Origin of the sequence: Nocardioides sp. BE266, assembly GCF_031457855.1 — a bacterium.
Lineage (GTDB): Bacteria > Actinomycetota > Actinomycetes > Propionibacteriales > Nocardioidaceae > Nocardioides.
The window spans coordinates 282,962-295,949 of record NZ_JAURTI010000002.1 but is presented as its reverse complement, the minus strand read 5'-3'; the positions used below and the strand labels follow the sequence as shown (position 1 = coordinate 295,949).

Genomic DNA, 12,988 nt, shown 5'->3' with positions numbered 1-12,988 from the left:
GAACCGGTCCCCCACCGCGCCCGTCCCACCGGGCAGAGCAGCACCGGAAGCACCTCCGGGCACGTCACGAGGGGAGCAGACGCCATGGGTCTGCGCAGGGTCGGCACCAGCGTCGCGGCGGCCACCAGCCTGGTCGCCGCAGCAGGAGTGGGCTATGTCGTCGGCACCGGCCGCGGGTCGGAGGACGGCCCGCCGACCTCGCCGCCCATCGCGCTCGCCAACGCCGACCTGACCCGGGCCGCCAGCTGCGACGACCTCCTCGACTCCTACATCGACCGGGCCCTCGACCAGGTCGGGCCCTACGGCTGGGGCGGCGGCCCGATCGTGATGTTCGACGCGCAAGCCGGCTCGGAGGCGAGCTCGCCGATGGCCTCGTCGGACAGCGCCCGCTCGATGGCCAAGACCTCGCGGTCGGTCAGCAACGAGTCGGGCACCAACGTGCAGGAGCTCGGCGTCGACGAGTCCGACGTGGTGAAGGTGTCGGGCAGCCTGCTGCTGCGGCTGCGCGAGGGCGTCCTGATCGCGTACGACGTCTCCGGCAACGAGCCGACCGAGCTGTCCTCGACGCCGATCGACGACGCCGGCGGCAACGGCTGGATCGGCGACCCGGGCGGCGAGATGGTGTTCGTCGACGGCCGCGCCGTCGTGCTCGGCACCTCCGACGACGGGCTCGAGTCGACCATCACCACCGTCGACCTGTCCGACCCGACCTCGCCGAGCATCGTCGACGCCACCACGATCCGCGGCCGCGCCTCGGCAGTGCGGCTGCACGACGACGTGGTGCGCGTGGTCGTCCAGAACGGGCTGCCCGAGCTGGACTTCTCCTACCCCGACAGCCGCATCGGCCAGCTCACCTCCCGGATGCGCAACCGCAGCCTGGTGCGCGACACGACGCTCGCCGACTGGCTGCCCACCGTCGACGGCGACCCCATCGTCGACTGCGAGGACGTGGCGATCCCCGACGACGACAGGATCGGGATCGGCGCCACGACGGTGCTCGCCTTCGACCCGGCCGCGCCGACCGAGCGGACGTCGGTCGCCGTCGCGACCGACTCCGACACGTCGTACTTCTCGACCGACCGGTTCTACCTCGCCGCCGGCACCAACGCCTGGGGCTGGAACGACTGCTGGGACTGCCGGATGGGCGGCACGTCCGGCCCGCCCGACGGCACCACGCCGATCTTCGCCTTCGCGCTCGACGGCATGGACGCGACGTACGTCGCCTCGGGTGAGGTCGAGGGCACCATCGCCGACCGCTGGTCGATGGACGCCGTCGGCGGATCGCTGCGCCTCGCGATCGGCCAGAGCATGCAGACCGGCAACTACAACTCGGTCGTCACGCTCCGCGAGGACGGCACGAAGCTGCTCGAGGACGGGCGGGTCGACGACCTCGGCGTCGACGAGCAGATCAAGTCGGTGCGGTGGTTCGACGACCTCGCGATCGTGGTGACCTTCCGGCAGACCGACCCGCTCTACGCGATCGACCTGACGAACCGGTCCGACCCGCGGCTGCTCGGCGAGCTGAAGATCCCCGGCTTCTCGGAGTACCTCCACCCGCTCGGCGAGCACCGGCTCATCGGCCTCGGCCAGGACGCGACCACCGACGGGATGACCCAGGGCGCGCAGGCGGCGCTCTTCGACGTCACCGACCTGACGAACCCGCGGCAGCTCGACGTCGTGAAGTACGCCAAGGGCAGCCTCGCCGGCGCCGCGACCGACCCGCGCCAGCTCACCTGGCTCCCCGAGCAGCGCGTCGTGCTCACCGTCGTCCAGCAGGGCTGGACCGGCACCACCGGCTGGGTCTCCGTGCTCTCCCTCGACGACGGCCGGATGACCAACCGGATGGTCGAGGTCGAGCACGGCAGCGACGTCGCGCAGGTACGGCTCGTGCCCCTCGCCTCGGGCAAGGTCGCGCTGGTCACCGGCGAGGACGTCACCTTCTTCTCCGTGTAGCTCCTGGGTTTCGACACGCTCGCTGGCGCTCGCTGCTCAACCGGCGAAACGCCGGGGCCGCTGGTTGAGCAGGCGCCAGCGCCGTGTCGAAACCAAGGCCGTCGACGTACGCTCGCCGGTATGTGCCGCAACATCCGCCCGCTGAACAACTTCGAGCCGCCCGCGACGGGCGACGAGGTCACCGCCGCCGCCCTGCAGTACGTCCGCAAGGTGGCCGGGACGACCAAGCCGTCGCAGGCCAACGAAGAGGTGTTCTACGCGGCCGTGAAGGAGATCGCCCACATCACCGAGCACCTGCTGCAGGACCTGGTGACCACGGCTCCCCCGAAGAACCGCGAGGTCGAGGCGGCCAAGGCCCGCGCCCGCGCCCAGTTGCGGTACGGCACGTGACGCTGACGTCCGCCGAGCCGGCCGAGGCCCTCGACCTGCTCGCCACCCGGCCGCTGGTCGTGCTGACCGGCGCCGGGCTCTCGACCGACTCCGGCATCCCCGACTACCGCGGCCCGGGGGCGCCGAGCCGGATGCCGATGACCTACCAGGAGTTCGTCGGCAGCGCCGAGGCGCAGCAGCGCTACTGGGCGCGCTCGCACCTCGGGTGGCAGCGGATGGGGCGGGCACTCCCCAACGACGGCCACCGCGCGCTGGCCGCGCTCGACCCGACCCTGCTGATCACCCAGAACGTCGACGGCCTCCACGAGGCCGCGGGCTCGCGGAGACTGGTCGCCCTGCACGGCCGCGTCGCCGACGTCATCTGCCTGACGTGTCGCGAGACCTCGTCGCGCGCCGACCTCGAGCGGGTGCTCGACGAGCTCAACCCGCAGTGGCTCGAGCGGCACGGGTGGGTCGCCTCGCGTCCCGACGGCGACGTCGACCTCGACGACACCGACGACTTCGTCGTGCCGACCTGCGCGTGCGGCGGGCCCCTCAAGCCGGACGTGGTGTTCTTCGGCGAGAACGTCCCCGCCGACCGCGTCGCCCGCTGCTACGAGGCCGTCGAGGCGCTCGGGCCCGACGGCGCCCTGCTGGTCGCCGGCTCGTCGCTGACGGTGATGAGCGGGCTGCGCTTCGTCAAACGGGCAGCCCTGCACGGCACGCCGGTCGTGATCGTCAACCGTGGTGAGACCCGCGGCGATCCGCTGGCGTCGTACAAGCTCGAGGTGGGGTGCAGCGAGTTCCTGGGCGACCTTGTCCGTCAATCACTGAACTTGTCAGGCCGTGCACGGGCCGACATGTTCAGTGATCCCCGGTCAGCCGGGGATCACTGAAGGAACCGCTCAGCGGCGGACGAAGATGTGCTCGGCCGCCTCGGCGACGAGCTCGGCGGTCTCCCCGCCGGAGCCGATCAGGATGCCCTCGTCGGTGCGCGCGATCGTCACGGTCTTGCCGGGCAGGGCGCCGACGCGGCGCAGCAGGCCCATCAGCTCCTCGTCCTTCTGCATCTCCTCGGAGATCCGCTTGACGTGGACGCGGGCGTCCTCGGCCGTCGCGGCCGACGACAGCGGCTCGACGTTGTCCATGAAGTCCTCGGACCGGCGGTCGCCGAGCTCGTCGAGGCCGGGGATCGGGTTGCCGTACGGCGACTCGGTCGGGTGGTCGAGCAGCTCGAGGAGCCGCCGCTCGACGGTCTCCGACATCACGTGCTCCCAGCGGCAGGCCTCGGCGTGGACGAGCTCCCAGTCCAGGCCGATCACGTCGGTCAGCAGGCGCTCGGCGAGGCGGTGCTTGCGCATCACGCGGGTGGCGAGGACCTGGCCCTCGTCGGTGAGCTCGAGGTGGCGGTCGCCCTCGACGGTCAGCAGGCCGTCACGCTCCATCCGCGCGACCGTCTGCGAGACGGTCGGCCCCGACTGGTGCAGGCGCTCGGCGATGCGCGCGCGCAACGGGACGATGCCCTCCTCCACGAGCTCGTAGATCGTGCGGAGGTACATCTCGGTGGTGTCGATCAGGTCACTCACGGGGGACATTGTGTCCCATCCGGCAACTGCCCCCGCCCCTCGACCCGTGGCACAGTGAGGCCGGTGAGCGAACTCATCGTGCCGCGGCGCTTCTGCGGCCCTCCGGACTCGGGCAACGGCGGCTGGACGGCCGGTGCGATCGCCGCGCTCGACGACGCCGACTCACCCGACAACCGGTGCGACAGCTGGCCGGCGATCGAGGTCTCGCTGCGCCGACCGCCGCCGCTCGACACCCCCCTCGATGTGTCGACCGAGGACGGGGTGCTGACGGCGAGCCTCGACGGCGCACCGGTCGCCTCGGCCCTCCGCGCGGACCGCGACCTGCGGGAGGTGGACCCGGTCGACCCGGCCACCGCGGCCGCTGCCGAGTCGTCGTACCCGGGGCACGACTTCCACCCCTTCCCCACCTGCTTCGCCTGTGGCACCGGGCGCGAGGAGGGCGACGGGCTGCGGATCTTCCCCGGCAAGGTGGGCGACGGACCGGACGGCGACCTCGTCGCCGCGGCCTGGACGCCGCACCCGAGCCTGCACGAGGACTGGCACACGTACGTCGACGAGCACACCCGCGCCTCGCTCGCCTCGACGTGGGCGGCGCTGGACTGCATCGGCGGCTGGGCCGGCGACCTCACCGAGCGCCTCATGGTGCTGGGCCGGATGACCGCCCGCGTCGACGTCCTCCCGCTGATCGGCGAGCCGCACGTCGTGGTGGGCGAGGGACGCGGCCAGGACGGCCGCAAGACCTTCACCGCCTCGACGCTGTACGACGCCGACGGACGGGTGGTCGCCACGGCCGAGCACGTGTGGATCGCCGTCGACCCGTCGGTGTTCGGCGGCCGGGTCCCGGGTTGACCCGACGGGCGGTGCGCCTGAGAGGATGAGGCGCATGGCTGATTTGAACGATCCAATCACGGACTGGTGGCGGCACGCCGTCGTCTACCAGGTCTACGTCCGCAGCTTCGCCGACAGCGACGGCGACGGGATCGGCGACCTCCCGGGCATCACCGCGAGGCTCCCGCACCTCGCCGACCTGGGTGTCGACGCGCTGTGGCTCACGCCCTTCTACACCTCTCCCCAGCACGACCACGGCTACGACGTCGCCGACTACAAGGACGTCGACCCGCTCTTCGGCAAGCTCGACGACGCCGACGACCTGATCGCCCGGGCCCACGAGCTCGGCCTGCGCGTGATCGTCGACGTCGTGCCCAACCACTCCTCCGACGAGCACGAGTGGTTCCAGGCGGCGCTGGCCGCCGAGCCGGGCAGCCCCGAGCGCGCCCGCTACTTGTTCCGCGACAGCGACGACGGCAACCCGCCCAACAACTGGGAGTCCGTCTTCGGCGGTCCGGCGTGGACGCAGGTCGACGACGGCCAGTGGTACCTCCACCTCTTCGACTCCACCCAGCCCGACCTCGACTGGCGCAACCCCGAGGTCCCCGAGATGTTCGAGGGCGTGCTCCGCTTCTGGCTCGACCGCGGCGTCGACGGCTTCCGGGTCGACGTGGCCCACGGCCTGTTCAAGGAGGCCTCGCTGCGCGACCAGGTCCTGCGCGAGGACGAGCCGGCCGGGTCGTCGCACGGCCGCACCGACGCGGACTCCCGCGACCACAAGGAGATGGTCGAGCGCGACGCCCGCGACGAGCCGATGTGGGACCAGCCCGAGGTGCACGAGGTCTACCGCGCGTGGCACCGGATCCTCGACGAGGCCGGCCCGGACCGGATGGCCGTCGCCGAGGCCTGGACCTCGACGGTGGAGTCGATGGCGGCCTACATCCGGCCCGACGAGCTCGACCAGACGTTCAACTTCGCCTGGCTGCTCGCCGAGTGGTCGGCGGAGAACTTCGCCGAGGTCATCACCGACACGCTCGCCTCGGTCGAGTCGGTCGACGCCTCGCCGACGTGGGTGCTCAGCAACCACGACGTGACCCGCCACGTGACGCGCTACGGCGGCGGCGCGAAGGGCCTGGCCCGTGCCCGCGCGGCGACGCTCACCATGCTCGCGCTGCCCGGATCCAGCTACCTCTACCAGGGCGAGGAGCTCGGCCTCGAGCAGGTCGACGTCGCCCCGGAGCACCGGCAGGATCCGTCGTACCTCCGCACCGGCGAGGTCGGTCGCGACGGCTGCCGCGTGCCGATCCCGTGGGGCGGTCGGCAGGCGCCGTACGACTTCGGGCCCGGCGCCGGTCAGCCGTGGATCCCGCAGCCGAGCGACTGGGCGACGCTCACCGTCGAGGCCCAGGACGCCGACGCCGACTCGACGCTGGCGTTCTACCGCGACGCGCTGCGGATCCGCCGCAGCTTCGCGTGGACCGCGGGCGAGGAGGTCGACCTCCTCGACCTCGGCACCGACGTGCTGGCCTTCCGCCGCGGACCGCTGACGGTGGTGCTCAACTGCGGCACGAAGCCCGTCGAGCTGCCCGAGGGCGAGGTGCTGCTGGCCAGCGGCCCGATTGACGGCACGCTGCCGGCCGACACCGCCGTCTGGCTCCGCTGACCGAAATCTGAGGACGCGGTGGACGTCCGGGAGTCCCGGATCCGTCCACCGCGTCCTCAGATGTCTTTGGTGTCAGTCGTCGGAGAGCGCGGAGTTGTACGACGCCAGCTGGCGGGCGAACGTCGCGAGCTCCTCGTCGCTCCAGTGGGCGAGCCGCTGGTCGAAGCGGTCGCTGCGGTGGCGGGCCACGGTGCGCAGCCGCTCGCGGCCGTGCTCGGTCGCGTCGAGCAGGATCGCGCGGCGGTCCTCGGGGTCGGGCTGACGCTCGACCAGCTCGAGGTCGACCAGCGTCTGCACCTGGCGGCTGACGCCGCCCTTGTCCATGCCGAACGCGTCGGACAGGTCCGCACCACGGAGCGGCCCGTGGACCGCGAGGTGGGTGAGGATGAAGTACGTGATCGGGTGCAGGTCCGGGTGGACCTCGCGGGCCCGCTCACCCATCACCCGCTTGACGCGACGGATCAGGGTGCCGACCTCGGTCTCGATGCTGCGGAGGTCGTCGTACCGGGTGCGGGTGCCCGTCTCCGGGGGCGTGCTCGTGGTGGTCATGGTCGTGCTCATGCCTGCGGGGACGCCGGGGAGATCTCAGCCATGAGCTCATCGTCGCGCTTCACCGACGTCCGCAGGGGGACTTCCTTGATGAAGAGCACCGCGATGAGCGCGCCGACCGCGAACGGCAGGGCCACCAGGAAGATGTGACCGGTCGCGTCGCCGAAGGCGCTCTCGAAGATCGCGCGGATCGGCGCCGGCATGCTGGACACGTCGGGGACGCCGCCGGTCTCGTGGGAGACCTGCGCGGCCAGCTCGGGGTGGTCGCTCACGAGGGCGGTCAGGCCGGTCTTCACCGAGTCCGCGACCTGGTGGGCCAGCACGGCGCCGAGGGCGGCGATGCCGACCGAGCCGCCGAGCGAGCGGAAGAAGGCGACGACCGACGAGCCCGCGCCCATGTCGGACAGGGCGATGGTGTTCTGCACGGCGAGCACGAGGTTCTGCATCGTGGCGCCGAGGCCGAGGCCGAGGACGGCCATGAACAGGCCGGTGCGCCACAGCGGGGTCTCCGCGTCGATCGTGGAGAGCAGGCCGATGCCGGCGATGACGGCGACCATGCCGCCGACGAGCCAGCGCTTCCACACGCCGGTCGCGGAGATGATCCGGCCGCTGATGATGCTCGAGACGAGGAGGCCGCCGACCATGCAGATCGACATCAGGCCGGCCTCGGTCGGGCTCATGTCCTTGGCGCGCTGGAAGTAGAGGCTGAGGTAGACGGTCGAGCCGAACATCGCGACACCGATCAGGACCGAGGCGGTGGTCGCCAGGGTCAGGGTGCGGTCCTTGAAGAGCCGCAGCGGGATGACCGGGTCCTTGGCGACGTTGGCCTCGACGTGGATCGCGGCACCGATGACGGCGATCGCGCCGACGACGAGGGCCAGGCTGGTCCACGACACCCAGTCGAAGTTCTGGCCGCCGAGCGAGACCCAGATCAGCAGGATCGAGACGCCGCCGACGAGCAGGAAGGCGCCGAGGTAGTCGATCGTCACGTCACGCTTGACCACCGGCAGGTGCAGCGTCTTCTGCAGCACGACGAAGGCGAGCGCGGCGACGGGCAGGCCGGCGAAGAAGCACCAGCGCCAGCCGACGGTGTCCACGAGGACGCCACCGACGAGCGGGCCGCTGACCGTGGCGAGGGCGAAGACCGCGCCGATGTAGCCGCTGTAGCGACCGCGCTCACGCGGGGAGACCATCGTGGCGATGACGACCTGGACCAGCGCGGTGAGGCCACCGACGCCGAGGCCCTGGATCACGCGGGCGCCGATCAGCACCTCCATCGACGGCGCGAAGCCGGCGACCAGCGAGCCCGCCGAGAAGATGATCAGCGCGGACTGGACGAGCACCTTCTTGTCGAAGAGGTCGGCGAACTTGCCCCAGATCGGCGTGGTCGCGGTCATCGCGAGCATGGTCGCGACGACGACCCAGGTGTATCCGGTCTGGCTGCCCTCGAGGTCGCCGACGATGGTCGGCAGCGCGTTGCTGACGATCGTGCTGGAGAGCATCGCGACGAACATCGCGAGGAGGAGTCCGCTGAGGGCCTCGAGCACCTCGCGGTGGGTCATCTGGCCGCTCTGCTCGGCGGAGACGGTGGGAGCCTGGGTCACTGCATTCCTTCGATCTTGGTTGCGCACCACAATAGTTGTATAGGACAACTATATGCCTGCGGCGGCCCTCCTCCAACCCGGCAGCCACGAGACGTCGGCCACACCGCTCCCCGGGGTAGTCCAGTGGCGAACGGTCGTCCCGAGCACCTCACGACAGCCACTCGCCGCTGGACTACCGGCGGCGGGCAGCCGTTCGTCACTGGAGTACGCCGACCGGCGCCGCGGGCGCGCGCCGCAAGGTGGCGGCGTACGACATCGAAGGCCCCGCCGCGGATGTCGTACGCCGCCACCCTCGGCGTTGAGTCCCTCAGAGACTCAAGGTCGAGGGACGACCGAGCCGCGGGACGGACCTTCCGAAAATGCAGCGACCCGCAGGCCTGCTGCCCCTCGGAGAGGGGCCCCGGGGGATGACTCCGGGGGCCTGCGGGTCGGGTGACTGCTGTGGTTTCGCCGGCAGCTGTCGGCGTAGCCGGGCTGCCTAGCGGGCAGCCACCTCACTCATCCGAAAAGACTTCATGCTTCGGATCACCTCCTTTCCGTGTACGACCAACGTACGTCCCCGGCCGAAGACGGACAACGGGATATCTGAGGACGTGATGGACGTGGATCCGGCCCGATCCCGTTCACCACGTCCTCAGATGTCAGACGATGGCTTCCTCGACCGGAGACTCGAACTGCGACTGGTAGAGACGGGCGTAGGCCTCGCCGACCTCGAGCAGCTCCTCGTGCGAGCCCTGCTCGACGATCGAGCCGTCCTCCATGACGAGGATCAGGTCGGCGTCGCGGATCGTGGAGAGGCGGTGCGCGATCACGAACGACGTACGGTCCGAGCGCAGCGCGGCCATCGCCTGCTGGAGCAGCAGCTCGGTGCGGGTGTCGACCGACGAGGTCGCCTCGTCGAGGATCAGCAGCGCCGGGTCGGACAAGAAGGCGCGGGCGATCGTGACCAGCTGCCGCTCGCCGGCCGAGAGGTTCGAGCCGTCCTCGTCGATGACCGTGTCGTAGCCGTCGGGCAGCGAGTGCACGAAGCGGTCCACGAACGTCGCCCGGGCCGCCTCGAGGATCTGGTCCTCGGTGGCGTCGGGCCGGCCATAGGCGATGTTGTCGCGGATCGTGCCGGCGAAGAGCCAGGTGTCCTGCAGCACCATGCCGATCCGGCTGCGCAGGACGCCGCGCGGGATGCTCGCGACGTCGACGCCGTCGATGAGGATCCGGCCGGACTGCGGGTCGTAGAACCGCATGACCAGGTTGACCATCGTGGTCTTGCCGGCCCCGGTCGGGCCGACGATCGCGACCGTGCTGCCCGGGCGGGCGACCAGGTCGAGGTGCTGGATCAGCGGGTGCTCGGGGTCGTAGGAGAACGACACGTCCTCGAACCGGACCTCGCCGTGGGCATCCTGCGCGGCCGCCGGAAGGCCCTGCTGGTCGGCCGGCTCCTCGGGGGCGTCGAGCAGCTCGAAGACCCGCTCGGCCGAGGCCACGCCGGACTGCAGCAGGTTGAGCATCGAGGCGACCTGGGTCAGCGGCTGGGTGAACTGCCGGGTGTACTGGATGAAGGCCTGCACGTCACCGAGCGACATCGTGCCGCTGGCGACGCGGAGGCCGCCGAGCACCGCGATGACGACGTAGTTGAGGTTGCCGACGAACATCATGATCGGCATGATCAGCCCGCTCACGAACTGGGCACCGTACGACGCCTGGTAGAGCTCGTCGTTCTGCTCGGCGAAGACCCGCTCCGACTCGGCCTGGCGACCGAAGACCTTGACGATCGAGTGCCCGGAGAAGGTCTCCTCGATGTGGGCGTTGAGCGTGCCGGTGCGCCGCCACTGCTGGATGAACATGCCCTGCGAGCGCTTCATCACCGCGCCGGTGACGAACATCGAGATCGGCACCGAGATCAGCGCGACCAGCGCCAGCAGCGGCGAGATGTAGAACATCATCACCAGCACCGCGATCACCGTCAGCAGCGAGTTGAGCAGCTGGCTCATCGTCTGCTGGAGGGTCTGGCTGACGTTGTCGATGTCGTTGGTGACGCGGCTCAGCAGCTCGCCGCGCGGCTGCTTGTCGAAGTAGCCCAGCGGCAGCCGGTGGACCTTGTCCTCGACCTCGGAGCGCATCCGGAGCACCGTGCCCTGGACGACGTCGTTGAGGAGGTAGCCGCCGAGCCACGCCAGCAGCGAGCCGGCGACGTACACAGCGAGCACGAGCATCAGGACGTCGGCGACGGACGAGAAGTCGACGCCGTCGGTCAGCTTCATCGACGCGAGCATGTCGGCCTGGTTGGTCTCGCCCTGCGCGCGGAGGCCCTCGATCGCCTGCTCCTGGGTCGCACCGCTGCCGAGCACGTCGCGGCCGATCAGGCCGGCGAAGATCAGGTCGGTCGCACGACCGAGGATCTTGGGACCGATCGCCATGCAGACGACGCTGAGCAGCGTCAGCACCACGACGGCGTACGCCTTGGTGCGCTCGGGACGCAGCCGCGCGAGCAGCCGCTTGAGCGAGGGCCAGAAGGTGTCGGCCTTCTGGCCGATCATCCCGCCGCCCATCGGGCCGCGACCGGGGCCGGGGCCCGACTGGACCCGCTCGGTCTCCTTCATCTGCCCGCTGGCTGCGGGCTTCGTGTCGCTCATGTTTTTGGGGTCCTCGCGGCGTTGTTCGGGGGAGCGAAGCGGCGGAGAAGGACGGCGTGGGGTGTTCATGCCACTTCCTCTGCAGTCAGCTGCGACTCGACGATCTCGCGGTAGGTGCCGCAGGTGTCGAGCAGCTCGTCATGGGTGCCCGTGCCGACGACGGCGCCGTCCTCCATCACCACGATGCGGTCGGCGTGCCGAATGGTGGCCACGCGCTGCGCGACGATCACCACCGTCGCGTCCCTGGTCACCGGTCGCAACGCCGCCCGCAGGCGGGCGTCGGTGGTGAGGTCGAGAGCGGAGAACGAGTCGTCGAACAGGTAGATGTCGGGGCGGCGGACCACCGCGCGGGCGATGGCCATCCGCTGGCGCTGGCCGCCGCTGAGGCTCGAGCCACCCTGGGCGATCTCGGCCTGGAGCCCGTCGGGCAGCGCCTCGACGAAGTCCTTGGCCTGGGCGATCTCGAGGGCCGCCCACATCTCCTCCTCCGTCGCGTCGGCCTTGCCGTAGCGCAGGTTGTCGGCGACCGTGCCGCGGAACAGGAAGGCCTTCTGCGGCACCAGACCGATCCGCGACCAGAGCGTCTCCGGCTCGAGGTCGCGCACGTCGACGTCGCCGACGCGCACCGCTCCCCCGGTGACATCGAAGAGCCGCGGCACGAGGTTGACCAGGGTGGACTTGCCCGCGCCGGTGGAGCCGACGATCGCGACGGTCTCGCCCGGCGCGGCCGTCAGCGCGACCTCGCGGAGCACGGGCTCGTCGGCGCCCGGGTAGGCGAAGGTGACGTCGTCGAGGCGCAGGGTCAGCCGCTCGGGCAGCGTCGTGACCGGGTCGCTCGGCGGCACGACGGAGGACTCGGTGTCGAGCACCTCGGTGATGCGGTCGGCGCAGACGGACGCGCGCGGCACCATCATCAGCATGAACATCGCCATCATCACCGACATGACGATCTGCATCAGGTAGGAGATGTAGGCGGTCAGCGCGCCCACCTCCATGTGGCCGTTCTCGACCCGGTGGCCGCCGAACCAGAGCACGCCGACGGTCGCGACGTTGGCGACGATCATGACCGTCGGGAACATGGCGGACTGCCAGCGACCGGCGCGGATCGCCACGTCGGTCAGCTGCTGGTTGGCGTCGCCGAACCGCTTGGTCTCGTGCTCCTCGCGGACGAACGCGCGCACCACACGGACACCGGTGATCTGCTCGCGCAGCAGCCGGTTGACCTCGTCGATGCGCTCCTGCATGAGGCGGAAGCTCGGCACCATCTTGCGCACGATCAGGCCGATCGAGACGCCGAGCACCGGCACGACCGCGAGCACCAGCCAGGACAGGCCGACGTCCTCGCGCGCGGCCATGATGATGCCGCCGACCATCATGATCGGCGCGGCCACCATCAAAGTGCCGCCCATCAGCACGAGCATCTGCACCTGCTGGACGTCGTTGGTCTCGCGGGTGATCAGCGAGGGCGCGCCGAACTGCTGCACCTCGCGGGTCGAGAACGAGCCGACACGGTGGAAGATCGCGGCGCGCAAGTCGCGGCCGAAGCCCATCGCGTTGCGGGCGGAGAACCACACCGCCGCGATCGAGCACATGATCTGGACGAGCGAGACGGCCAGCATCAGGCCGCCGTGGCGCAGGATGTAGCCGGTGTCGCCGGTGACGACGCCCTTGTCGATGATGTCGGCGTTGAGGCTGGGCAGGTAGAGCGCAGCCATCGTGCCGACGAACTGGAGCGCCACGACCGCGGCGAGCGGGGCGGCGTACGGCTTGAGGTAGGTGCGGACGAGTCGCAGCAGCATTCAGGAG

General features: G+C 70.6%; 10 protein-coding genes. 5 read left to right on the top strand and 5 right to left on the bottom strand.

What is annotated here, in order from left to right:
* Positions 1-84 precede the first annotated feature (84 nt).
* The 3 genes from J2X46_RS05760 (at position 85) to J2X46_RS05750 (ending at position 3,218) form a co-directional block, all read left to right on the top strand.
* Positions 85-1,953, top strand: a complete 1,869-nt coding sequence (locus J2X46_RS05760) for a beta-propeller domain-containing protein (protein ID WP_310247969.1) — start codon at positions 85-87, stop codon at positions 1,951-1,953.
* A gap of 120 nt (positions 1,954-2,073) precedes the next feature.
* Positions 2,074-2,343, top strand: coding sequence for a DUF2277 domain-containing protein (locus tag J2X46_RS05755; RefSeq protein WP_310247967.1), 270 nt, complete (start codon positions 2,074-2,076; stop codon positions 2,341-2,343).
* Positions 2,340-3,218 (top strand): Sir2 family NAD-dependent protein deacetylase, encoded by an 879-nt coding sequence (locus tag J2X46_RS05750; RefSeq protein WP_310247966.1) that lies wholly within the window; start codon positions 2,340-2,342, stop codon positions 3,216-3,218. The genes J2X46_RS05755 and J2X46_RS05750 overlap by 4 nt, the downstream gene beginning before the upstream one ends.
* 9 nt (positions 3,219-3,227) lie before the next feature.
* On the opposite strand, the gene J2X46_RS05745 is transcribed toward J2X46_RS05750, so the two are convergent.
* On the bottom strand, positions 3,228-3,908 hold the full coding sequence (locus J2X46_RS05745) for a metal-dependent transcriptional regulator (RefSeq protein ID WP_310247964.1): 681 nt from the start codon (positions 3,906-3,908) through the stop codon (positions 3,228-3,230).
* 63 nt (positions 3,909-3,971) lie between these two features.
* Between J2X46_RS05745 and J2X46_RS05740 the strand changes: the two genes are divergently transcribed.
* Both J2X46_RS05740 and J2X46_RS05735 read left to right on the top strand, forming a co-directional pair.
* Complete coding sequence (locus J2X46_RS05740; protein ID WP_310247961.1) at positions 3,972-4,757, top strand: hypothetical protein; 786 nt, start codon at positions 3,972-3,974, stop codon at positions 4,755-4,757.
* Between the two features lie 34 nt (positions 4,758-4,791).
* Positions 4,792-6,399: a glycoside hydrolase family 13 protein gene (locus J2X46_RS05735; protein WP_310247958.1), complete on the top strand. Its 1,608-nt coding sequence runs from the start codon at positions 4,792-4,794 to the stop codon at positions 6,397-6,399.
* Positions 6,400-6,471: 72 nt separating this feature from the next.
* On the opposite strand, the gene J2X46_RS05730 is transcribed toward J2X46_RS05735, so the two are convergent.
* The 4 genes from J2X46_RS05730 to J2X46_RS05715 all read right to left on the bottom strand — a co-directional run bounded on the left by J2X46_RS05730 (position 6,472) and on the right by J2X46_RS05715 (position 12,981).
* Positions 6,472-6,948 (bottom strand): MarR family winged helix-turn-helix transcriptional regulator, encoded by a 477-nt coding sequence (locus J2X46_RS05730; RefSeq protein WP_310247956.1) that lies wholly within the window; start codon positions 6,946-6,948, stop codon positions 6,472-6,474.
* 8 nt (positions 6,949-6,956) lie between these two features.
* Entirely contained in the window at positions 6,957-8,552 is a 1,596-nt protein-coding gene (locus J2X46_RS05725) for an MDR family MFS transporter (RefSeq protein ID WP_310247953.1), read from the bottom strand.
* A gap of 641 nt (positions 8,553-9,193) precedes the next feature.
* The gene (locus tag J2X46_RS05720) at positions 9,194-11,182 is read right to left on the bottom strand and encodes an ABC transporter ATP-binding protein (protein ID WP_310247951.1); all 1,989 of its coding nucleotides are present in this window, start codon (positions 11,180-11,182) and stop codon (positions 9,194-9,196) included.
* A 65-nt stretch (positions 11,183-11,247) separates the two neighbouring features.
* A complete protein-coding gene (locus tag J2X46_RS05715; protein ID WP_310247948.1) occupies positions 11,248-12,981 on the bottom strand; it encodes an ABC transporter ATP-binding protein in 1,734 nt (577 codons plus the stop codon).
* Positions 12,982-12,988: the final 7 nt, after the last annotated feature.

Bases quoted from the DNA above. Each gene is read 5' to 3' on its own strand.
- J2X46_RS05760 (WP_310247969.1), top strand. From the start codon at position 85: ATGGGTCTGCGCAGGGTCGGCACCAGCGTCGCGGCGGCCACCAGCCTG.
- J2X46_RS05730 (WP_310247956.1), bottom strand. From the start codon at position 6,948: ATGACCACCACGAGCACGCCCCCGGAGACGGGCACCCGCACCCGGTAC.
- J2X46_RS05720 (WP_310247951.1), bottom strand. From the start codon at position 11,182: ATGAGCGACACGAAGCCCGCAGCCAGCGGGCAGATGAAGGAGACCGAG.
- J2X46_RS05755 (WP_310247967.1), top strand. From the start codon at position 2,074: ATGTGCCGCAACATCCGCCCGCTGAACAACTTCGAGCCGCCCGCGACG.
- J2X46_RS05715 (WP_310247948.1), bottom strand. From the start codon at position 12,981: ATGCTGCTGCGACTCGTCCGCACCTACCTCAAGCCGTACGCCGCCCCG.
- J2X46_RS05735 (WP_310247958.1), top strand. From the start codon at position 4,792: ATGGCTGATTTGAACGATCCAATCACGGACTGGTGGCGGCACGCCGTC.